The organism is Paenibacillus apiarius (assembly GCF_017052585.1).
GTDB lineage: Bacteria > Bacillota > Bacilli > Paenibacillales > Paenibacillaceae > Paenibacillus_B > Paenibacillus_B apiarius.
The window spans coordinates 661,498-682,172 of the sequence record NZ_JAFFHZ010000001.1 but is presented as its reverse complement, the minus strand read 5'-3'; the positions used below and the strand labels follow the sequence as shown (position 1 = coordinate 682,172).

21 protein-coding genes are annotated in these 20,675 nt (G+C 51.0%); 17 read left to right on the top strand and 4 right to left on the bottom strand.

Going from position 1 to position 20,675, the window contains the following annotated elements; translation table 11 throughout:
• The first annotated feature begins 17 nt into the window (after nt 1–17).
• From JSQ80_RS03190 to JSQ80_RS03160, 7 genes are all read left to right on the top strand, one after another.
• Complete coding sequence (locus JSQ80_RS03190; protein ID WP_206094318.1) at nt 18–1,328, top strand: 6-phospho-beta-glucosidase; 1,311 nt, start codon at nt 18–20, stop codon at nt 1,326–1,328.
• Nucleotides 1,329–1,570: 242 nt separating this feature from the next.
• Nucleotides 1,571–1,978 carry a phage holin family protein gene (locus tag JSQ80_RS03185; RefSeq protein ID WP_087435166.1) on the top strand — a complete coding sequence of 136 codons (408 nt, stop codon included), beginning with the start codon at nt 1,571–1,573 and terminating at the stop codon, nt 1,976–1,978.
• Between the two features lie 306 nt (nt 1,979–2,284).
• Entirely contained in the window at nt 2,285–2,662 is a 378-nt protein-coding gene (locus JSQ80_RS03180) for a cupredoxin domain-containing protein (RefSeq protein ID WP_087435165.1), read from the top strand.
• 99 nt (nt 2,663–2,761) lie between these two features.
• On the top strand, nt 2,762–3,190 hold the full coding sequence (locus JSQ80_RS03175; RefSeq protein ID WP_206094317.1) for a DUF86 domain-containing protein: 429 nt from the start codon (nt 2,762–2,764) through the stop codon (nt 3,188–3,190).
• 81 nt (nt 3,191–3,271) lie between these two features.
• Complete coding sequence (locus JSQ80_RS03170; protein ID WP_206094316.1) at nt 3,272–3,907, top strand: helix-turn-helix transcriptional regulator; 636 nt, start codon at nt 3,272–3,274, stop codon at nt 3,905–3,907.
• A 154-nt stretch (nt 3,908–4,061) separates the two neighbouring features.
• Nucleotides 4,062–4,475, top strand: coding sequence for a hypothetical protein (locus JSQ80_RS03165; RefSeq protein WP_206094315.1), 414 nt, complete (start codon nt 4,062–4,064; stop codon nt 4,473–4,475).
• 51 nt (nt 4,476–4,526) lie between these two features.
• Entirely contained in the window at nt 4,527–4,916 is a 390-nt protein-coding gene (locus tag JSQ80_RS03160; protein WP_087435161.1) for a YtxH domain-containing protein, read from the top strand.
• Between the two features lie 88 nt (nt 4,917–5,004).
• Here JSQ80_RS03160 and JSQ80_RS03155 read toward each other — a convergent pair whose 3' ends face one another.
• Entirely contained in the window at nt 5,005–6,177 is a 1,173-nt protein-coding gene (locus JSQ80_RS03155) for a phosphodiester glycosidase family protein (protein WP_140397922.1), read from the bottom strand.
• Between the two features lie 228 nt (nt 6,178–6,405).
• Here JSQ80_RS03155 and racE point away from each other — a divergent pair, with 228 nt between their 5' ends.
• The 7 genes from racE (at nt 6,406) to JSQ80_RS03120 (ending at nt 12,320) form a co-directional block, all read left to right on the top strand.
• A complete protein-coding gene (racE, locus tag JSQ80_RS03150) occupies nt 6,406–7,215 on the top strand; it encodes a glutamate racemase (RefSeq protein WP_087435160.1) in 810 nt (269 codons plus the stop codon).
• 178 nt (nt 7,216–7,393) lie between these two features.
• Nucleotides 7,394–8,620 (top strand): M14 family zinc carboxypeptidase, encoded by a 1,227-nt coding sequence (locus JSQ80_RS03145; protein WP_206097459.1) that lies wholly within the window; start codon nt 7,394–7,396, stop codon nt 8,618–8,620.
• An 80-nt stretch (nt 8,621–8,700) separates the two neighbouring features.
• Nucleotides 8,701–8,967 (top strand): hypothetical protein, encoded by a 267-nt coding sequence (locus tag JSQ80_RS03140; protein WP_087435158.1) that lies wholly within the window; start codon nt 8,701–8,703, stop codon nt 8,965–8,967.
• A gap of 128 nt (nt 8,968–9,095) precedes the next feature.
• Entirely contained in the window at nt 9,096–9,320 is a 225-nt protein-coding gene (locus tag JSQ80_RS03135) for a YuzB family protein (protein WP_206094314.1), read from the top strand.
• Between the two features lie 84 nt (nt 9,321–9,404).
• The gene (locus JSQ80_RS03130) at nt 9,405–9,689 is read left to right on the top strand and encodes a hypothetical protein (RefSeq protein ID WP_087435156.1); all 285 of its coding nucleotides are present in this window, start codon (nt 9,405–9,407) and stop codon (nt 9,687–9,689) included.
• 113 nt (nt 9,690–9,802) lie between these two features.
• Nucleotides 9,803–11,329, top strand: coding sequence for a glycine betaine uptake BCCT transporter (locus JSQ80_RS03125; protein WP_206094313.1), 1,527 nt, complete (start codon nt 9,803–9,805; stop codon nt 11,327–11,329).
• A gap of 244 nt (nt 11,330–11,573) precedes the next feature.
• A complete protein-coding gene (locus JSQ80_RS03120; RefSeq protein ID WP_206094312.1) occupies nt 11,574–12,320 on the top strand; it encodes a MerR family transcriptional regulator in 747 nt (248 codons plus the stop codon).
• A 568-nt stretch (nt 12,321–12,888) separates the two neighbouring features.
• Here JSQ80_RS03120 and JSQ80_RS03115 read toward each other — a convergent pair.
• Together JSQ80_RS03115 and JSQ80_RS03110 are read right to left on the bottom strand one after the other, a co-directional pair.
• Nucleotides 12,889–14,871 carry an LTA synthase family protein gene (locus JSQ80_RS03115; protein ID WP_206094311.1) on the bottom strand — a complete coding sequence of 661 codons (1,983 nt, stop codon included), beginning with the start codon at nt 14,869–14,871 and terminating at the stop codon, nt 12,889–12,891.
• Between the two features lie 142 nt (nt 14,872–15,013).
• Nucleotides 15,014–16,183, bottom strand: a complete 1,170-nt coding sequence (locus JSQ80_RS03110; RefSeq protein WP_206094310.1) for a THUMP domain-containing class I SAM-dependent RNA methyltransferase — start codon at nt 16,181–16,183, stop codon at nt 15,014–15,016.
• An 83-nt stretch (nt 16,184–16,266) separates the two neighbouring features.
• On the opposite strand from JSQ80_RS03110, the gene JSQ80_RS03105 reads away from it, so the two are divergent.
• The 3 genes from JSQ80_RS03105 to JSQ80_RS03095 all read left to right on the top strand — a co-directional run bounded on the left by JSQ80_RS03105 (nt 16,267) and on the right by JSQ80_RS03095 (nt 19,781).
• A complete protein-coding gene (locus JSQ80_RS03105; protein ID WP_206094309.1) occupies nt 16,267–16,902 on the top strand; it encodes an O-methyltransferase in 636 nt (211 codons plus the stop codon).
• A gap of 96 nt (nt 16,903–16,998) precedes the next feature.
• Nucleotides 16,999–18,345 carry a sodium-dependent transporter gene (locus JSQ80_RS03100; protein ID WP_206094308.1) on the top strand — a complete coding sequence of 449 codons (1,347 nt, stop codon included), beginning with the start codon at nt 16,999–17,001 and terminating at the stop codon, nt 18,343–18,345.
• An 89-nt stretch (nt 18,346–18,434) separates the two neighbouring features.
• Entirely contained in the window at nt 18,435–19,781 is a 1,347-nt protein-coding gene (locus tag JSQ80_RS03095; RefSeq protein ID WP_206094307.1) for a sodium-dependent transporter, read from the top strand.
• A 64-nt stretch (nt 19,782–19,845) separates the two neighbouring features.
• On the opposite strand, the gene JSQ80_RS03090 is transcribed toward JSQ80_RS03095, so the two are convergent.
• On the bottom strand, nt 19,846–20,616 hold the full coding sequence (locus JSQ80_RS03090; protein WP_206094306.1) for a Cof-type HAD-IIB family hydrolase: 771 nt from the start codon (nt 20,614–20,616) through the stop codon (nt 19,846–19,848).
• Nucleotides 20,617–20,675: the final 59 nt, after the last annotated feature.

Genomic DNA, 20,675 nt, shown 5'->3' with positions numbered 1-20,675 from the left:
TTTAGGAGGTTGTTGCTATGGGAGAAAAAGCAGGCTTAAAAGTATCGGTCATCGGCGGCGGTTCTTCTTACACGCCGGAAATTGTAGAAGGGTTCATCAAAAATTACGAGCAAATGCCGCTTCGCGAGCTATGGCTCGTCGACATCGAAGCGGGCAAGCACAAGCTCGATATCGTGGGCAATCTTGCCAAACGCATGGTGAAGGAAGCTGGCGTGCCGATCGATGTGCACTTGACGTTGGATCGCGAGCGCGCGATTGAAGGCGCTGATTTCGTGACGACGCAGATGCGTGTCGGCTTGCTGGAGGCTCGCAAGCGCGACGAGCATATCCCGATTACGCATGGCGTTATCGGACAAGAGACGACGGGTCCGGGGGGAATGATGAAGGCGCTGCGCACCATTCCCGTATTGCTGGACATTTGCCGCGATATCGAGCGTCTAGCGCCAGAGGCATGGATGCTGAACTTCACGAATCCTGCCGGAATCGTGACGGAAGCGGTCACTAAGCACAGTCGTGTCCGCTCGATCGGCCTGTGCAATTCACCGATTAATTTCAAGAAATTCCTAGCGGAGCAATACAATGTGTCTGAAGCCGAAGTGCTGCCCGAGTTTGTCGGCATCAACCATCTGCACTGGGTCACTTCCGCAGCGGTGAAAGGCGTGGAAAAACTGCCGGAGCTGCTCGATGGCGGCAAAACGTATACAGCTACGAATGTGCCGACTCTGGGCTGGGATGCCGAATTTCTGCAATCGTTGGGAGCTATTCCGACATATTACTTAAAGTATTTCTACATGACTGATGTCATGTTCGACGAAATGAAGGATGCATTAACGAAGAACGGCACGCGCGCCGATGTCGTCAGCCGCGTCGAAGCCGAATTGTTCGAGCTGTACAAAGACGAAACGCTGCGCGTAAAGCCGAAGCAGCTTGAACAACGCGGCGGCGCCTACTATTCGGAGGCTGCCGTCAACCTGATGAATTCGCTCTATACGGATAGACACGACATTCAGACGTTGAACGTGTCCAACGGCAATATTTATGATTTCCTGCCTGTGGATGCAAGCATCGAGGTGAACTGCGTCGTGACGGCGCAAGGGCCGATTCCACTGCCGCCAAGACGGGTGCCTGAGCATATTAAAGGACTCCTGCATGCGGTGAAGACGTATGAGCAACTCACCATCGAAGCGGCGGTCAGCGGCGATCGCGGCATTGCGCTGCAGGCGATGGTTCATCATCCGTTAGTTCCTTCGGTGTCGGTTGCCAAAACACTCTTGGATGAAATGCTGGAAGCGAATCGGGCTTACTTGCCCCAATTTTTCAAATCCTAATAAAGTCGCGTTTTCAAATCTAGCACTTTACCTTTCAGAGCAAGAAGACCTTGCACATTGATTGTGGGTTAGCTGCCGAGTTACTAGGTTGCCGCACAATAGATGCAGGGTCTTTTTGGGCTGCGCGCAGCACATGTTCTACATGATGTCACGCCTGAGATTCCACACCGTGTACAAGCCGACACCGTGTGGACAAGGACTCGCATACAATAATATTATCCCGCGTTAGAGGAGGAACGTTTATGAGACTACTCATTATTAACAGTATCTGCGGGGTATGCGGCATCGTTATGACATTTTTATTTGGTGTATGGGGTCATTTGCTCACTTTATTTATGGTAGCGATCGCGATAGATTATATTTCAGGTATTGCCGCCTCGCTCAAGCAAAATAAAGGTTTAAGCAGTAAGGTCGGTTTTTGGGGTCTTGCCAAAAAAGGCTTGATGCTGCTTATTGTTACGTTGGCTCATCATATGGACATGCTGTTCGGAACGAGCTGGATAAAAGACGGAACGATTAGCTTTTATCTGGCGAACGAGCTCATTTCCATTACTGAAAATTATGCGCGACTTGGTTTGCCGCTTCCTCCGAAAGTCAAAAACATTATTGCTTCTTTAAAGTCGGATTCCAATGACCAAAATAAATCGTGATGGTGATTCAACCAAATAATGCAGGCATGATGGGACTGTGAATTTACTCGCTCCGGCTCATCATGTCTTGTTTCTGTGCTGCAGGCGCTGTCCGGTGTACTGAGAAAGAATTGTAGCCTTATTTAAAAATATGGTTTATTGAATGAAAAAGGAATTTTTTACATAATATAACCTCTATTCGTTCAATATTTCGTCACAAATTGGGAAAATGATTCCGAAATATGCAAGTTTGTATTGAGAGAAATAGGAAACATTTTGTAATATGTAAGGTGATGAATGTAACTGACAAAGGGGCGTAGAGCAGTTATGCAGAAATGGGCGATGTTCATATTGTTCAGCGTCGCGTGCTTGTTTGCCGCCGGTTTGATGCTGTTCAACATGCCGCAACCTGAAGTAGAGGAAGCAGCTCCGGAAGGTGTTCAGCTTGTTAAGATTGAAGCGACCAACGATTTTAAGTTTGATCAAGCGGAATATAAGGTTAAAGCCGGGGAAAAGGTTCGCTTGAAACTTGTGAACAAATCCGGATTCCATGGCGCCGGCATCAAAGATTTCAACATCGATCTCAAGGATGGCCAGATGGAGAAGGACGTCGTGTTCGACAAGCCAGGTAAATATGAAATTCATTGTTCCGTCATGTGCGGCACGGGTCACGACGATATGAAATCTTATTTGGTCGTAGAATAACCAAGCTGAATGACAAGAGAAGGGGCTTTTCAGCTCCTTTTTTTGTGTCTGCGCGCGAACGAATGGATACATATACAGAGTCGAAGGAGAATGAAGGATATGTACTATGTCAATACCGAGCAAATTGAAGAGCGTTTAACGTTTATTCCGAAGGTGGTCCAAGTTGTTACGGAAATGAATACGCGCTGGGATGGAAGTTTATACGCTTCCTTTGCGCAGGAACGAGCGCTGCATATCGCCATCGAGATAGTGACGGATGTCGGCAGCTTGTTAATTGACGGGTTTCTAATGCGCGATGCGAGCAGCTACGAAGATATCGTTGATATATTGGCGCAGGAGCAGGTCGTATCGCCTTCGCTTCACGATTCCCTTCTCCGGTTGGTCCGCCTGCGCCGGGCGCTGGTGCAGCACTACACGGAGTGGGAACGAAATGGCATCCACTCAGCGCTTTTGGAGCTTCCCGGCATCCTTCCGGAATTTGACGATTCGGTTCGCCGGTTCATTGCCAAGGAAATGAATCTTGCCTGAAACGGCATGTCCTTGTTGTCTATCCGAACATGATACGTTACAATGACGATACGATGACAACCAAGGTTAAGGTGGTTAAAATTGAAACAACCGGAACGTAAAGTGACAACGCGTCAGATGCTGCTTACTTTACTGAAGACGAATGGCTCTATGTCCGTTGCCCAGCTTGCGAAGGAGCTTGGCATGACGGAGATGGGCGTCAGAAGACATCTTTACGCGATGCAGCAGGAACAATTGTTAGTGACGGACATGGTTCGCCAGCCAATGGGCAGGCCATTGCAAATGTACCGCCTTTCTGATAACGGGAACGAGCGGTTCCCGAAACAATATCATCAATTGATACTTGATTTGTTGAAAGAGATGGAATCATGGCAGGAGGAAAACGGAGTGCAGCGCCTATTTGAAGGCCGGCAGCATTCGCTCTTGCAAAAGTACGCTCCACAGCTCAGTCAGAAATCGTTGGACGAACGTGTACAGGCTCTGGGCGGCATTCAAGATATGAACGGCTATATGGTGGAGACGGAGAAGACGGATGACGGCAACTGGCTGCTTCATGAGTACAATTGTCCGATAGCCCAAGTGACCCATCTATATAAAGAACCGTGCGCGTGTGAATTGGCGTTGTTTCGCGATTTGCTGGAAGCTGATGTGGAACGGACGGAGTGCTTGGCCGAGCAAGGACAGCGCTGCACGTATCGCATAAAGCCGCGTTCATAAAAGTCGGGATAAATCCCGGCTTTTTTTGTTGCAGCGGACATGCAAATGAAAAAAGGACGATCCCTCTTGTGTCAAGACGAGCCCAACTTTCTTATACTGTCATTACGACATGGGCATTCGTCCTGATCGATGCCGCAATCCGAGGAGGCACACGATGGTAGCCTGGAGCATTTGTGTCGCCGCAATCGCCTGGACTGCTTTATGTATTGCCGCGATTGCGCTTATCTGTCGCAGCTGGCGCAGCCTGAGAAGGGTGGATGCTGGCATGGAAGAGGGCCGCAAGCTGATTGAGCAGCTTCAAGAGCTTACCCGCCGAGCAGAGAAGGTGCTGAAGCAAGCGGAACAGACGGGCGATGTGATACAGGAGTGGTCCCTAACGCTGCAGAGATGGCACAAAGAGGCAGAACGGTGGAATGAAACCTTCGGCAAATGGTCTCAACGAACCTATTCCGGCATCAGCGCTGCGAGAAGTTCGGGTGAACGCACCGAGTCCGATACGCTGTTCTGGATGGACCTTGCATGTAAGGTATGGAGTGAAATTCGTTCCCGCCGCTCCCGTTCATCGTGATTTTCATTGGATGCGCAAAAAGGATGAATGCAAGAGAAGGAGGAACTAACAATGGCGAAAGCTAACAAAACTTTCTGGATTGGGGCTTTAATCGGCGGAGTGCTCGGCTCGGTGTCCGCTCTGCTCTTGGCTCCCAAATCAGGCCGTGAATTGCGCCATGATATTGCCGAGGGGGCGCAGCAGGTCAGCGAGAAGACACAACAATTGGCAAAGCAATTCGGGGAGCAGTCGGGTGAACTGCTGACAACGGCAAAAGAGAAAGTCGTTGCTATGAAACAAGAATGGAGCGAGTGGAGACAGAACGGAGCGGAAGAGGAAGAAAAGGTTATAGTAACTGCGGTTGCGGACCATACACGGAATGAAGCCGAAGACATCGTCAATCCCGGCGAGGAATTCGAAAGTCAAGCCGAGACGGAGAACAAATCGGCGCATCAATCCTGATAACGGTGCAATGGATGGTGAAAAATCCCTTCATACAACCATTGTACCCGGTTGCGTGAAGGGACCGTTTATTCCTATTACGATAGGATTACCATGTGCTTGGGTCGATCTCGCTTGGATCGAGACCCTCCCAGATGTTCTTGATTGTAACTTGCTCCGGATGCTCAAAGACCAAGAAGGCGGTAGGCAAATAGCGCTCACCGTATTGGCTTGCAGGCGAGTTCTTAATCGATCCGCCCCGTTCGACCAACACGGTCGAGGAGCCTCCATCCAAGTTCGCTGCGATAACGGCTCCGTTCTCCAGCATAATTTGTTGGCAGTCATATAAATCGGCGCCGATGCTGTGAGTCTGGCGGCCATCGATGACGAGGAAGAGGATGGCGCCGTCTTCCCGTTGTCCCATTACCGTCCGGGGCGCAATCCCCCAGCCATCTGCATGATCTTTAATCTGTCCTTTGCCATTGACTATCATGCGGGGTTGAAAAGTGACGCCTTCCTCGATGCCCATTTCCAGCAGCTCATTGACTTTGTAGTTGCCCGCCACCATCTTGCCTTCCTTGTCAATGCCGACGATCTGAGTGCGGTGGTTCTTGCCTACGCCATCGTAATACAGTTTGCCGTCAGCGAAGACGACACCGATAGGCTGGAATCCGTTCCCCTTCCAGTTCGGATCGGCAAAACCGCCTGCATTGACGCCTGCCAATGCGCCGGTGCGCTCGACCATGCTGCTTACCTTTTCACCGCGCCCGATTCGATTCGGGACGGCGATTCGAATCTTGGTCGGGTCGTTAACAATCATTAAATACCCGCTAAAATAGCCGCTAGTTCCCTTTCCGCTTACTGTCTTGTATTCAATCAACGGCTTCTGCTTTTCTTCAACAGGTGAGGGCTTCTTTATTTCGAGAGTGGACTTTTCTTCGCCCATTTCGATGAACTTCTTCTGATACGCTGCGACTCGTTTATCGAGCTCCTCTTGTCCAATTACATATTTTGCCCAATGACGGTGTCTCGTTGTAATTAAAGTATCGGCAATCAAGAAACGCATTTCCGTTCCGGATGGCGTGAAAAATAACCACCCTGCCCCAAATGCGCTCATGATGAGCATGACGACTGCTATTAATCTGAGCGTGCGCCAGAATGAACGTTTGCGGCGACGTTGTGTCTTTTGCTGCTTACGCCGTCCTGTCCGTTGTTGAGCGGACTTTCGAGACGGCAGGGAACGAGCGGTGCTTTTTCCCGCAGATGAACGTTCAGGATACATATTTCAAGTCCTTTCTACATTATCTTGCATCATTATAAACGTTTTTTTAGAGTCAAAAGGTTGCAGGAATGTAACAATGTGAAAGCAATGATTTTCGCTGCATGCGCTTCCCGAACATGTGACTTGAACCTTGTCCGACTTGCTGATAAGATCGAGGTACGTTTTAGCTCTGGCAATCATATGGTATCAAAGGTCAGTCAAACAAGAGACGAAGGAAGCGGTGTATTCGTGCAGCAAGCCATAGCAATGTTTGATTCGGGTGTGGGAGGACTGACGGTCGTCAAGGAAGTGATGCGTCAGCTGCCACGGGAAAAAATCATTTATTTCGGAGATACTGCCCGTTCGCCTTACGGCCCGCGCTCAGCGGAGGAAGTAAGACTGTTCACCCGACAAATCGTAGATTATCTCATTCAATATGAACCCAAAATGATCGTCATCGCTTGCAACACAGCGACTGCCGTAGCATTGGAAGAACTGCGTGCATACGTTTCGATTCCTGTCGTTGGCGTCATTCATCCTGGCGCAAGGGCGGCTCTATCAGCAACAGACACAGGTTATATCGGAGTTATCGGTACGGATGGAACGATTAAGAGCGGAGCATACGAACAAGCACTGAAACGGCTGAATCCGCACGTCGAAGTCATCAGCAGAGCCTGTCCCAATTTTGTGCCGCTGGTGGAGAAGGGATTGTTCCGATCTGATGAAAGCTGGCGCATCGTCAGTGACTCATTGGATCCATTGCGGAACGTTCCGATAGACACCCTTATTCTTGGATGCACTCACTATCCTTTTTTAACGGAACCGATTAAACAAGTAATGGGATCAAGCGTTCAGTTGATTAATTCAGCTGAAGAGACAGCAAGAGAAATCAGCACGATCCTGCATGATAAAGGACAATTGGCTCATAACGACGTCGTGCCTGTCCATCAATTCTTTTGCAGCGGCGACCCTGACATATTCCAGCAGATCGCGCGCTCGTGGCTCGGTGAACAGATTCATGCCGTACCGGTCGTATGGCAAATGCCGCAAATCATTTAACGTCAGCAGATCGAGCAGCTTCTAACTAATGCCGCAATGAAATGAAAAAGGATACTGCCATAGAGGCTTGAAGGGGATGCCCTTTCAAGCCTTTCAATATTTTAGCCGGGTGTAACCTGTAATGTTCGCCCTTCTCCTGGCATATGCATCAATGATGATAGGCTAAGGAGGTGCCATGATGGCTATCCCTTATATGGTGCAGCGAGGAGACACCTACTTGCGCATATGCGCGCGTTACGGCATCAATCTGCCTGCGTTGTTAGCGCACAATCCACAGCTGGATACGGAGGATTACGCGCTGCCGGGGCAAGTTATAACGATTCCGACTCGGCCGAACAATACGTATATCGTTCAGCCCCATGACACGTTTTACGATATCGCTTCCCGGTTTCATGTGCCGGCGCAGCTGCTGTCCTCCGCCAATCCATGCATCAATCCGAGCCGATTGATGGAAGGGCAGAACTTGCTGATTCCTTATGGAAGTCCGGAAGGGGCGATAAGACGAAAAGCCGAATACGGACATGCGCAACTTGCCGAAGATATTCATCGACTGAGCAGCCGCTATTCCTTCATCTCTGTCGAAACGATCGGACATAGTGTATTGGGCAAGCCGATACAGGCTATTGGCATCGGCAGGGGAGGCGTTCCGGTACATGCGAATGGCGCGGTGCATGCGAATGAATGGATTACCTCGGCTCTATTGGTTCAGTTCATTGAGGATTATGCCAATGCTTATGACAGCGGCTTGGCCTGGCGCGGATGGGATGCGCATGCGGCTTATGAACGGACGTCATTGTGGATTGTGCCGATGGTCAATCCAGACGGCGTAGAACTGGTGCAGGAAGGGATATCACCAAGGCATTCATTTTATAAGGCGATTATGGAGTGGAATCAAGGATCGCATCGGTTTCAGCGGTGGAAAGCGAACGTGCGCGGCGTCGATCTGAACGATCAATTCCCGGCCCATTGGGAAGAGGAGCGGGAAAGGAGAGGGATGCGTTGTCCGGCACCGCTTAATTATGGAGGAGAGCAGCCGTTATCCGAGCCGGAGGCGGCCGCTCTGGCGTCATTTACAGAGCGGATCCCATTCGAACTTGCTTTATCATTCCATACGCAAGGGCAAGAGATTTATTGGAATTACCGCGATTACGAACCAGAGGAGTCACTGTATTGGGCGGAACGGTTCCAACAGGTTAGCGGGTATCGCGCCGTCAAGCTCTCGGGAAGCGATGCAGGCTATAAAGACTGGTTCATACAGCAGTTCCGCAAGCCGGGCTTTACTGTCGAAGTGGGACTTGGAACAAGCCCCTTGCCTTTGTGCGACTTCAATTCGATGTATCGTGAAGTGTCTTCCATTCTGATGGAGGCCTTAAGAGGAGACCTGATCGACGCCGAGAACCAGTAAAACTAGGTAAATATGTATTCTGTTTTGTTGTATGTTCCCAAGGACGTGACGCACAATACCGTGAAGGAGGTGTGCGCGGAATGGCACCATCATCGCGGGACCCGAAGCAGCGTTCGGGAGGAAGGCGCCCTTGGAACAATCTGTGGTGGCTTATCAGTTCCGTTCCCCGGTTGTTAGCATCACGCAACGTGCCGATTTGGGAAAAAGCACTGTTCGTCGGTCTTGTCGTCCTGTACTGGATTATGCCGGACGTTTTGCCGTTTATGCCGATAGACGATATTTTGTTCACCTTCATTCTGATGCCATGGTTTGCCAAACGTTCTCTGAAATATGAACAGTTATCATGAAGTTTGCGCGATATAGTTGCTTCTCTGCACAGGTTCCCTTACAATGACATAGTAGGTTAAGCAAACAAAATGATTGCGAAAGTATATCATGCATCATGACTAAGTGTTTATAAGCGGAGTGACGAATAATGGCAAACGATATACGTATTTGTGATAAATGTCGGCATATTAAGATGAAGTCATTTTTACCGAAAGTGAAAAAGCTCGATCCGAGCGCTGACATTAAGGTTGGGTGCAAATCATATTGCGGGCATTGCGCCAAGCGGGTGTTCATTTTTATAAATGGCAGATACGTAACCGCACCGACGGAGGACGAAGCAATCGAGAAGGCGAAATCCTTCTTGAAAGAATGAGGGTATAGAAAATGCTGCTGAGCACATCCTAATCATTGGAGAATAACCGCAACGATTAATGATCCAATGAAGGAGGCTCGCAGCATGTCCAAATATGACTCCAGCTTGCAGTCCCAGAATCCGATCTCGCAAGCGCAAAATGCCATTGAAACAGCGCATAATGCTGTTTCTCAGGCTATGTCACATCCAACGGACCAATCCGTACTACAAGCGGAACAATCACTTGAGCACGCTGAACGCGCGGTTGAACAAGCCGGTCTGAGCGTGAATCCACATCCGGTCCAATTAGCAGAAGAAATGCTTGCAGACGAACAGGCCCGCTTGCAATCCCTCCTTGAAAGTGAGCAATGGGAGAATCAAGAGGGGTAGAGTTTCGCAATAAGGCGATGATGTTTTTTTATCCCGGACACAATAGGTCTGGGATTTTTTACATATCATACATAGCAACAAGATAGTCAAGACAAGCATCTAGGAGTGGTTATGTGGTTTTTGGCATTTCAGTCATTATCATACTGGCGTTTGTTATATGGGGATTGATTGCGCCGGATACTCTTGCGGAGCAATCAAGCGCGGCATTGTCGTTTACGACGGAGACGTTCGGCTGGTTCTATCTCATTACGGCACTGGTTATATTGATATTCTGTTTTGTTTTGGCCTTTGGCAAATCCGGGCACATTACACTCGGGAACGATGATGATGAGCCTGAATATTCCAATATTTCTTGGTTTGCCATGCTGTTCAGCGCAGGAATGGGGATTGGCCTTGTATTCTGGGGAGTTGCAGAACCGATCAGCCACTATGTTACTCCTCCTACGAATGACGGGATGACGCCGGGCGCAGCGCGCGAGGCGTTGCGGTATTCCTTTTTCCATTGGGGACTTCATCCGTGGGGGATCTATACTCTCGTGTCGCTCGGATTGGCATACTTTACGTTCCGCAAAGGATACAAGGGACTGATTAGCTGGACGTTTCAGCCGCTGCTTGGGGACAGAGTGAACGGGCCAATCGGAAAGACGATCGACATTTTGGCCATTATTGCGACTGCATTCGGCGTAGCCACATCTCTTGGCCTTGGCGTCATGCAGATCAATGGCGGACTCACGCATATGTTCGGCATTCCGAGCAATACAACGGTTCAAATCATTATCATTGCGATCGTAACGGTGCTGTTCCTAACTTCGGCCGTCTCTGGCTTGGACAAGGGCATTCGCATCCTGAGCAATACGAATTTGCTTATCGCGCTGGGTTTGCTTATCTTTACACTGGTGCTGGGTCCGACGTCGTTTATTTTTGACTCATTCACGACAACGCTGGGCGGATATTTGCAGAACATTATTCAAATGAGCTTGCGCTTGACGCCGTTCACGGAGGATTCCTGGGTGGCGAGCTGGACGTTGTTCTACTGGGCGTGGTGGATTGCTTGGGCGCCGTTCGTCGGTTCGTTCATCGCCCGCGTTTCACGCGGACGCACGATTAGAGAGTTCGTGCTTGGAACGCTGCTCTTGCCAAGCGGATTCAGCTTCATCTGGTTCTCCGTTTTTGGTGCGACCAGCCTGAAGTTCGAAATGTTCGATGGCCTGCCCATTGCCGAATCGGTGAAGCAAGATATTACGTCGGCTTTGTTCATTACACTGGATAACTTGCCTTGGGGCATGTTCCTGGCGATGCTGGCGACGCTGCTTATCGTAACCTTCTTCATCACGTCCGCCGATTCGGCTACGTTCGTCCTTGGCATGATGTCTTCGAACGGCAATCCGAATCCAAGCGTTGCGGTTAAGCTGGCATGGGGCATCTTTCAGTCGCTGATCGCGATTGTGCTGCTGTTAAGCGGCGGGCTGGAGGCCTTGCAGACGGCCTCAATCTTGACCGCCCTGCCGTTCGCGGTCATTCTGCTCGGCATGTGCCTGTCGCTCGCGAAGGCGCTGCGCAAGGAAGAGCGCGAGTGGCGCTTGAAGGAGAAGAAGCGGCGCAGGAAGCTGGACAAGCTGCTGGAGCAGGACGGGGGTTGATTGGCGGGACCTCTTTTTTACTTCGTAATTGGATCTGTTGAACTAGTGAACATGCGTCGAGCTTTCGGCGCATTTTTTATTGAGCGTCATGACCAATTCTCCATAACCTTGCACCCAGCTCTGAACCTCCATCCTCTCGGCAGGATATCCGTTGTCGACTGAGCTTTGAATAATGAAAAGATGCGAACGATGTTGACTCCGACCTTGGAGGAGACTCTACAATGACGATGGAGGTGATTAAGGGATGCTGTACACGGTAAAAGAGATGTCCGAACTTGCGAATGTAACGATTAAAGCCTTGCACCATTATCACAAAATCGGTCTGCTCTTTCCATGCGAAGTGAGTGGTGCGGGCTACCGTCTGTACGGAAGAAAAGAATTGGAGCGATTGCAGGAAATTTTGTTTTATCGGGAGTTGGACCTTCCTCTCGAGCAGATCAAACAACTAATGGACGGCGATCGAGATCGATTGACTCTATTGTCCGCACAAAGAGAACAGCTGCTTGTCCGCAAGAACAGGCTTGCCTGTCTCATTCAGACGATAGAAGAATCGATTAGCTGCGCCGTGAAAGGAGAACATATGGACATATCCGCCATGTTTAAAGGATTTGAGAGCGAGGAAGAATGGAGGGATGCATTAGCCGAACAAAATGAGCATCTCAAAGAGACGTACAATTACGACATGCTTGAAGCCAACCCCATTCAGGCACAGTCCATGAACGAGATGGCGGCCGAAGCGGAAGCATTCATTCAAAATATGGCGCATGCGCTTGAAAATCTTCGAAAGGCTGACGATGAGAACGTCACGATGCTTATTCGCAGCCATATCGAATTTTTGAATCGGCACGGACATCAACTAAGTGCGGCAGACTTTGCGTCTCAAGCGCGATTTTTCCTGGAGGATGATTTTCACCGCGCAATGCTGGAATCCCGGCACATTGGATTGGCATATTACTTATGCTTTGCGGCTGAATCCTTCGCAGCCTTATAGATGAACGCCCGGCCCATCTTAATTTGAGCTAAAGAGAAGATGGGCCGCATCCCCATTCCCGCATTGGATTTTGTCCAGTGAAAGCGAGTCATATATCGCTTTTCGGTCGATATCATTGGAATTGATCCAATGGTTTGGAACTTCAACCGCCTCAAACGTTGCCAAACAGCCGGATCCATTGGACAAAATCCAATCTGCATGACATTTACTCGCCTCCCTCACACATTCCACTGCATGTTTTCCAATGGTTTGTTTTGCCGAACCGAAAAAAATGAGGCTGATAGTTGTTCACGCTATCGAAAGGCGAAAAAGCCGAGCAAGACAGGCAGATACGCCTAATTTTCGCGACGAAGGTATGCAATTTAATAAGTTGAGAGATAGATATCGATTTTACCATTTCAATAGTTATTCACGAGCGCAGTTTCGTTTCTGAACCAAGGGAATAGTGAAGCTAAGCACTAGAAGAGAGATACTGATCTGGGATGAGTTGCTAGCTGATCCTAAAAAAGGCCGCCTCTGCAGTGAAAAAACCGCTTGCGAGACGCCCCTTTTCTAGTGAAATACATGTTCAATTCCCGTCTTGCCTGAATCGTTTGATCAAGTTATGCGTAATGACTTGATCCGAAATGCTTAGGCGATGCTTGGCCTCAGCTTCAAAAGGCTCGCAGCGGGAGACCGCGGCCCTCTCCCGTGTTCCGTAATCGAAGCAGGTGCCGTTCTCGAACAGGCTGTCTGCCGAAGGCACATAGAAGACGTTGCCGTCGGTAAAGGAGCCGTTGCGCAGCACGACGAGCCGGTTATTCGGGTCGAGCAGATTGTGGCCCATCATATATTTGTCTCCCGCATCGATGCCAAGCCAGTGCAATATCGTAGGAGCGACATCCAACTGGCCGCCCGCGGTGTCGTATGTTCCTGCGTTTGCTCCGTCTGGAAGATGGACGATTAGCGGCACTTGATTTTTCATTTCGAGCATATCCAGGTTGCTGATGTCATGCCCCAGCAATTGAGCAAGCGGCTCCCTGTCCCCGATAGAATTGTCATGGTCCCCGTACAGCACCCAAATCGTCTTCTCCCATAATCCGCGCTGCTTCAAATCGGCGACCATCTCTCCAACGGCATCATCCACGTAACGCATGGCCTGCAAATAATCACCGAACATAGTGTCCTTGTGCGGAGCGACGTTCAATTGCTGTGCGGATTCCGGCAGCTTGTACGGGTGATGGCTCGTGAGCGTAATTAAGAAGCTGTAGAACGGACCCTGTGCTTCCGTCATGCGCGCAACGGATTGGCGCAGGAAAGACTTATCTCCCACCGACCATCCGAGCGGCTCGTCCACTTTATAATCTTTGCGGCTCATGAAGAAATCATAGCCCATATTGTCATACATCAAATATCGATTCCAAAACCCTGCGTCATATGCGTGGTATGCCCCTGTCTCGTAGCCCGCTGACTTTAAAATTCCCGGCAGCGTATCATACGTCTGATTCGGATAACGAATGAAGACAGAGCCCGTGGGAAGCGGGTGCAGGCTGCCATTGACCCCGAAGTCCGCATCCGAAGTCCGGCCTTGCCCGGTTTGATGGAAGAAGCGATTGAAATACATGCTTTCCTTCAACAAGGCATTAAGGTGCGGTGTAATTTCCTGTCCGTTAATCTGCTTGTCAATGACGAAATTTTCGAATGCTTCCGCTTGCACGATGATGACGTTGCTGTCCTTGTATTTCCCGAACGAGACGGGCGGACCTTGCCGATCGGCGCGATGATCCGCAAACCATTGCTTCGCAGCCGCCAGCTCTTCGGCGGAAATCGCGGAGCCGGAGAACCAATTCTCCATGGCATAGCGGTACACGTCATAGCCGTGAAATCCGAGCAGTCCGGTAACATTATAGATCGATGCGTTCCACCAATGACCGGCGAACAAGCCTTTCGCCCACGTGCTTGTCGCTTGCTGCACGGGCACTGCGATCAGCAATGAACCGATTACGATGCTAAGCACGCCGCTGATCAGGCGCGCAATTGTCTTGGAACGTCTTCTGGATGCTTCCGGGAGAATATAGCTGTTGCTCTGAGCGCGACGCTCCTTCGAGAGCATGCGGAACATAAAGATTGAAAGCGGAATGATGACGATCCAATCAATGAATAACATGGCATCCTTAAGCATGATTAACGAAGCGATGCTGTCTCCGAGGGAGCTGACCTGTGCCGCTTGCAGCAGAACCGGCACCGAAATGAAATCTTGAAAATACCGGAAATAAACTAAATCCGAAAAGATCAATATCGTGAGAAGCACGTTCAGTATCATTAAGGTCAAGGCGCGCCAACGGGCTGATAACCACAAGGTCCAACCCCCGGCGATAAGAACCGCACCAAGGGACACCCAGAAATCACTCATGGACATCTTCATATTGGGGATGGAGAGCGCCTTGTCGAACCAGATAAGCTTCCACATCATCAAGGCGATAAACCAGACGATATCCAACCGCCCAATGAAAGACAGCAGCGACAAACTGCGGTTCGAATACCGGCTTGGACTGTTTATTGTCGGCTTCATAACTTCTTCCCTTCTCTCGTGCGGGTTGATAACATCCGCAAAGAAAAATAAACACTACCCATCATAACAGATTTACAAAATATATAAAAATAAAGAGACATCCATAACGAGAAGCTCGTCGTGAATGTCTGCTTGGTTCAGCTTAGCTCTGCTCCGGCGTGTGCAATCCGCGAGGCGGCCGGGGAGGAAGCGGGCCGAAATATTGGTAGAACTGGCATTCGATATTTCCGTTAAAGAGCTTGCGCCGCTTGTCGGCCGGTCTGCCGAAATAATGCTCGAACTGCCGATTCGGACTAATCGTGAAGAACGACCATGTCGGCAAGCTTTTCGCCATAAAGCCCAGCTGGCGCACCATGCGTTCCACTTCATCTTTTTCATTCAACCGTTCCCCGTAAGGAGGGTTCGTAATGACAACGCCGTAATCGCCCTCCGGCTTCGCTTTGGCGACTGGAGCAACATGGAAGCTGATCTCCCTGGAGAAGCCTGCGCTCTTGGCAGCCGCTTCAGCGAGACGAATTGCTTCGGCATCGATATCGGAGCCCGTCAGCTGCAGATCGATATCATCCTTTACCGAATCGAATGCTTCCTCGCGCGCCGCTTCCCAGTGTGCTTCTTCGATGACGGGCCAAGCCTCCGCAGGGAAGGAACGACGCAGCCCGGGAGCTACGTTCCAGCCTATCATTGCCGCTTCAATGAGCAGCGTACCCGATCCGCAGAACGGGTCGTACATCGGGCGATTCGGATTCCAGCGGCTTAACAGCACCAGCGCGGCTGCCATCGTTTCTTTGAGCGGAGCCTTGGCGGTAAGCTTCCGGTAGCCGCGCTTGTGCAGTCCCGGTCCGGTCGTATCCAAGGTAAGGAGCGCCCGGTCATTCAATAAAGAAATCTCGATTCGGTATAGCGGTCCGGTTTCTTCGAACCAGTCGATATGATAATGCTGCTTCAATTGTTCGACAATCGCCTTCTTCACGATCCCTTGGCAAGCGGGAACGCTGGAAAGCTGGGATTTATGAGAGCGGCCGTCGACCGGGAATTCTCCATGTGCGGGAATCCACTCATGCCACGGGATCGCCTTCGTTCCTTCAAACAGTTCTTCAAATGTTCGCGCCGGGAATTCTCCCATATTGATAAGGACGCGGTCCGCCGTGCGCAGCCACAGGTTGGTCCTGCATATATCGAGCGGCCCTCCCGTGAAATGCACGCGTCCGTTCTCTGCACGCGCATCTTCATAGCCTAGCTGGTGCAATTCCCGCACCACTATGGCTTCCAGTCCCATCGGGGCGGTAGCGATTAACGACCAAGGTCGATTCATCGGTGTTCTTCACTCCGTTCTACTTTATGTGACTTGTACTGATCTGGCATTCATCATATCATAAAAAGCAGGAGGTTGGGAAAATGTCTAATGAAGCGGTGGAAACGTATTTAGATCAGTTATACACGAAGGATGATACGTTGGAGCATATTAAAGGGCAAATTCGCGCCAATGGAATGCCCGAAATATCCGTTCCGGCAGGATATGGGCGCTTGCTGACGATGCTTGTCCGCATGTCGCATGCAAGGGATGCATTGGAAATCGGCGCGCTGGGCGGATACAGCGGCTGCTGCCTGCTAAGGGGGCTGCCCGCTGATGGCAGGCTCGTGTCGCTTGAATTGCGTCAGGACTATGCCGATTTAGCGAAGCGGCACTTAACGGAGGCGGGCTTCGGCGAACAAGTGGAGTATAGGATCGGGGAAGCGCTTGATTCATTGGCGGCTTTGGAACAGGAAGGCGCACGCTTTGATTTCTTTTTTATCGATGCCGATAAAGGAAATTATCCGAACTACTTGGAATATGCCATTAAGCTGGCTCGGCCTGGAGCCATTATTGCCGGTGACAATCTCATGCTGAGGGGACGCACTCTGGATAGCGAGAAGCGGGGGCCTTCTGTACTGGCGATGCGCCGCTTTAATGAAATGATCGCGCAAGACGAGCGTCTGATGAGCACGATGCTGCCGGCTTATGACGGACTGGCGTTAGCCATCGTGCGCTAATGGGCATAAGTGTAATGATTTGCGTGTGGAAAGGTCGTTGCTCTCTTGTGTTATAATATGTGACAGCGACTTATATATCGGAGGGTACGGACCATTATGAAATCGGGAGAACAATGGACTTCCAAGCTTGGATTTATTTTGGCGTCAGCCGGTTCAGCCATCGGACTCGGAGCGATATGGAAATTTCCGAATGTCGTGGCGACAAGCGGCGGGGGCGCCTTTTTTCTTGTCTTCATTTTATTTACGTTCGGGATCGGATTGCCGCTCCTGCTCGCGGAATTCTTAATCGGACGCAGCACCGGGCAAGAAGCGGTGTCTGCCTACCGCGATCTGGCGCCGAATAGCCGCTGGCATTGGGTCGGATATTTAGGAATGGCGACCTGCTCGATATTGCTTTCCTTCTACAGCGTCGTAGGGGGCTGGATCGTCCTGTATTTCATGCGCGCCGTTACCGGCTCGTTGCTGACGGCTGGACGCGACTATGGCGCCTTCTTTGACCAGACGTCGGCCAGTCCGTGGGAGGCCGTGCTTTCTCAAGGCGCATTTATGCTGCTGACGATTGTAGTTGTGGCAAGAGGGGTCAAGCAGGGCATTGAGAAGGCAAGCCGGATTCTGATGCCAGGGCTGTTCTTGCTCTTTGTCGTGCTTATTATCCGGGCGCTAACGCTGCCGGGAATGAGTGAAGGGCTCGTCTACTTTTTGAAGCCGGATTTCGGCCGATTGTCCTCCGAGGCGCTGCTGTATGCCCTCGGACAGTCCTTTTTCTGCTTAAGCGTAGGCGGATCCTGCATGGTGACGTACAGCTCCTATTTGCAGAAGCACGAACCGCTTGGCAAGCCGGCGCTGTCCGTTGTCGGCTTGAACGTGATGACTTCATTCATGGCGGGCATTGCCATTTTTCCGGCGCTGTTCGCGCTTGGCATGAAGCCGGTAGAAGGACCGGGATTGTTGTTCGTAACGCTGCCTGCCGTGTTCGAGCAGCTGCCGTACGGGAGTTTGTTCATTACGGTGTTTTTAGCTTTGTTCCTGTTCGCCACATTGACCTCGGCCTTCTCTCTGCTGGAGATAGTCGTCGCGGCGTTCGCCCACGGCGATGCAGCCCGCCGCATCAAGATGTGCTGGCTGTTCGGAACGCTTATTTTCATGCTCGGCATTCCGTCGGCGCTTTCCTTCGGGGTCGGCAGCGACTTCGTATGGCTTGGCAGAAACGTATTCGCGTGGGCGGATTTTGCGGTGACCAATGTGATGCTGCCGCTGGGCGTGCTGCTCATCTCTGTCTTTGTCGGCTTTCGATTTCCGCGGGAGCGGCTGCAGGCAGAGTGGTCGGGCGAGTCGGCCTGGGCGCGGAAGGGACTTGCCTTGTATGTCTTCATGCTGCGCTTTGTCCTTCCTGTCATTGTTGTGCTAGTCTTTTTGCACGGGATGAACTGGCTGCCCATTTAGAGAGGTTTTGTGACCTTTTTGAACACATATTGGAACACACATTTCTAGAGCGCAACTATCTTCTAAGAGAGTGACAACAGGGGGAACTAATGAAATCGCGAGATCAGTGGACTTCAAAAATAGGTTTTATATTGGCGTCAGCCGGGTCGGCCATCGGATTGGGGGCAATTTGGAAATTTCCCAACGTGGTGGCAACGAGCGGGGGCGGCGCTTTCTTTCTCGTTTTTTTGCTATTTACATTAGGCATCGGGTTGCCACTGCTGCTTGCGGAGTTCGTTATCGGGCGCAGCACCGGTAAAGAAGCGATTTCCGCCTATCGGGATATCGCTCCGGGCTCCAAGTGGCATTGGACCGGATATCTCGGTATGGGGACATGCTTCTTGCTATTATCTTATTACAGCGTGGTAGGAGGCTGGATACTGCTGTATTTGGCGCGCGGAATAGCAGGCGGGCTGCTGCAGGCAGGACAAAATTACGATACGTTGTTTGGCCAGACCGTATCCAATCCCTGGTCATCCGTGACGGCGCAGTTCGCCTTCATGCTCATTACGATTATCGTGGTCGGACAAGGCATTAAAGGCGGCATTGAGCGTGCCAGCCGTATTTTGATGCCAGGCTTGTTCATTTTGTTTCTCGTTCTGATCGCACGTTCGTTGACGCTGCCTGGCATGACCGAAGGCCTGTTGTATTTTTTGCAGCCCGACTTTGGAAAACTGACGGGAAAAGCGGTTCTGTACGCCCTGGGACAATCTTTTTTCTGCCTTAGCGTCGGGGTATCCGTCATGGTCACGTACAGTTCCTATTTAAATAAAAAAGAGTCGTTGGTGAAGTCTTCTTTCTCCGTTGTCGGATTGAACGTCTTGACCTCGTTCATGGCCGGCTTGGCTATCTTCCCGGCATTATTCGCGCTTGGCATGAAGCCGCAGGAAGGACCGGGACTGCTGTTCAGCACATTGCCCGCCCTATTTGAGCAGATGCCGTACGGAAGTATCTTCATCACGCTGTTTTTGGCTCTGTTCTTGTTTGCGGCTCTGACCTCGGCCTTTTCGATGCTGGAAATTCTCGTGTCTGGATTTTCCGGCGGGGAGGAGCAAAAGCGCAAACGGTTAAGCTGGCTGTTTGGGGCTCTCATCTTTATGGCGGGCATTCCGTCGGCTTTGTCCTTCGGCGTATGGTCGGACGTTCGCATTATGGGACTGTCGCTGTTTGATGCGGCCGATTTTGCCGTGACGAATGTTCTGATGCCGATCGGCGTGCTGCTTATCGCTTTGTTTGTCGGATACCGCCTCCCAAAAGAGCGGTTGCACGCCGAATTTGCAGCGGAGACGGCAGGCTGGCGCAAAGGCTTGGCTTTGTATGTGCTGCTCTTGCGGTACGTCATTCCGGTCATCATCGTCATCGTTTTCCTAAACGTTCTGAATATCCTGCCAATTTAGTACCTCTGCCGCAAGAAAGAATGACAACAAGCCTCCGCCCGTCTGGGCCGGAGGCTTGTTCGCATTACAGCAGGCCCACAGTCCGAAGCCCTTTGGATATGCCGTCCTCGGCATGAGAAGCCGTGACGAGATCGGCGTGCCGCTTGACCTCGCGCGAAGCATTGCCCATAGCTATTCCCGTTCCAGCGAACTGCAGCATCTCGACATCGTTCACGCCGTCTCCGAATGCATAGCAGTGCTCCTGGCTAATACCTGTCCGTTCCAGCAGCTTGCGAATGCCGACCGCTTTCGAGCCGCCCTTCTGCAGGAAGTCCGTCGCCAAGGAGTGCCAGCGGTAGAATTGCATATTCCGAAAACGCTCGGCATACGGTATCGTCGCCTTGTCATCGCAGAATAGAATGCCTTGATATACCGCAGTTTCCTCATCGCCCGATTCATTGACGGGCGGATGCTCCAGATTGCAGGTTCGCAAGCCGTCGTGAATGAGCTGATGCTCCATAGAGGCGGACATACCGTCCGCATGAACGTATACAATTGGATGGTCAAGCGCGGCGGCCATGGAAGCGAAGGCCTTAAGCTCATTGGGGTCCATCGGTTGGTCGTATATGACCTCATCTTCGAAGACGACGTATTGGCCGTTAATCGATACATAGGTGCGGATGCCGAGTTGTTCGCGAATCCATGCGAAGGCGGACGGCGCTCGGCCGGTCGCAATGGCGGTATAGACACCGGCATCCTGCAATTGTAGGATGGCGCGCTTCGTCGATGGGGCAATTTGGTGGTTCTTGTCCAAGAGCGTGCCGTCTATATCAAAGAAAACGATATTTTGCGTCATAACTTAGCCTCCTGCTTCATGCTGTTGGTTTGGGGAAGTGAGCCACCGAGCCGTAACGC

Coding starts and splice junctions, on each gene's coding strand:
- JSQ80_RS03120 (WP_206094312.1), top strand. CDS start 11,574: ATGCTGTACACGGTAAAAGAGATGTCCGAACTTGCGAATGTAACGATT.
- JSQ80_RS03180 (WP_087435165.1), top strand. CDS start 2,285: ATGCAGAAATGGGCGATGTTCATATTGTTCAGCGTCGCGTGCTTGTTT.
- JSQ80_RS03185 (WP_087435166.1), top strand. CDS start 1,571: ATGAGACTACTCATTATTAACAGTATCTGCGGGGTATGCGGCATCGTT.
- JSQ80_RS03190 (WP_206094318.1), top strand. CDS start 18: ATGGGAGAAAAAGCAGGCTTAAAAGTATCGGTCATCGGCGGCGGTTCT.
- JSQ80_RS03140 (WP_087435158.1), top strand. CDS start 8,701: ATGGCACCATCATCGCGGGACCCGAAGCAGCGTTCGGGAGGAAGGCGC.
- JSQ80_RS03145 (WP_206097459.1), top strand. CDS start 7,394: ATGGCTATCCCTTATATGGTGCAGCGAGGAGACACCTACTTGCGCATA.
- JSQ80_RS03110 (WP_206094310.1), bottom strand. CDS start 16,183: ATGAATCGACCTTGGTCGTTAATCGCTACCGCCCCGATGGGACTGGAA.
- JSQ80_RS03130 (WP_087435156.1), top strand. CDS start 9,405: ATGTCCAAATATGACTCCAGCTTGCAGTCCCAGAATCCGATCTCGCAA.
- JSQ80_RS03095 (WP_206094307.1), top strand. CDS start 18,435: ATGAAATCGCGAGATCAGTGGACTTCAAAAATAGGTTTTATATTGGCG.
- JSQ80_RS03105 (WP_206094309.1), top strand. CDS start 16,267: ATGTCTAATGAAGCGGTGGAAACGTATTTAGATCAGTTATACACGAAG.
- JSQ80_RS03100 (WP_206094308.1), top strand. CDS start 16,999: ATGAAATCGGGAGAACAATGGACTTCCAAGCTTGGATTTATTTTGGCG.
- JSQ80_RS03160 (WP_087435161.1), top strand. CDS start 4,527: ATGGCGAAAGCTAACAAAACTTTCTGGATTGGGGCTTTAATCGGCGGA.
- JSQ80_RS03090 (WP_206094306.1), bottom strand. CDS start 20,616: ATGACGCAAAATATCGTTTTCTTTGATATAGACGGCACGCTCTTGGAC.
- JSQ80_RS03115 (WP_206094311.1), bottom strand. CDS start 14,871: ATGAAGCCGACAATAAACAGTCCAAGCCGGTATTCGAACCGCAGTTTG.
- JSQ80_RS03155 (WP_140397922.1), bottom strand. CDS start 6,177: ATGTATCCTGAACGTTCATCTGCGGGAAAAAGCACCGCTCGTTCCCTG.
- JSQ80_RS03135 (WP_206094314.1), top strand. CDS start 9,096: ATGGCAAACGATATACGTATTTGTGATAAATGTCGGCATATTAAGATG.
- JSQ80_RS03165 (WP_206094315.1), top strand. CDS start 4,062: ATGGTAGCCTGGAGCATTTGTGTCGCCGCAATCGCCTGGACTGCTTTA.
- JSQ80_RS03175 (WP_206094317.1), top strand. CDS start 2,762: ATGTACTATGTCAATACCGAGCAAATTGAAGAGCGTTTAACGTTTATT.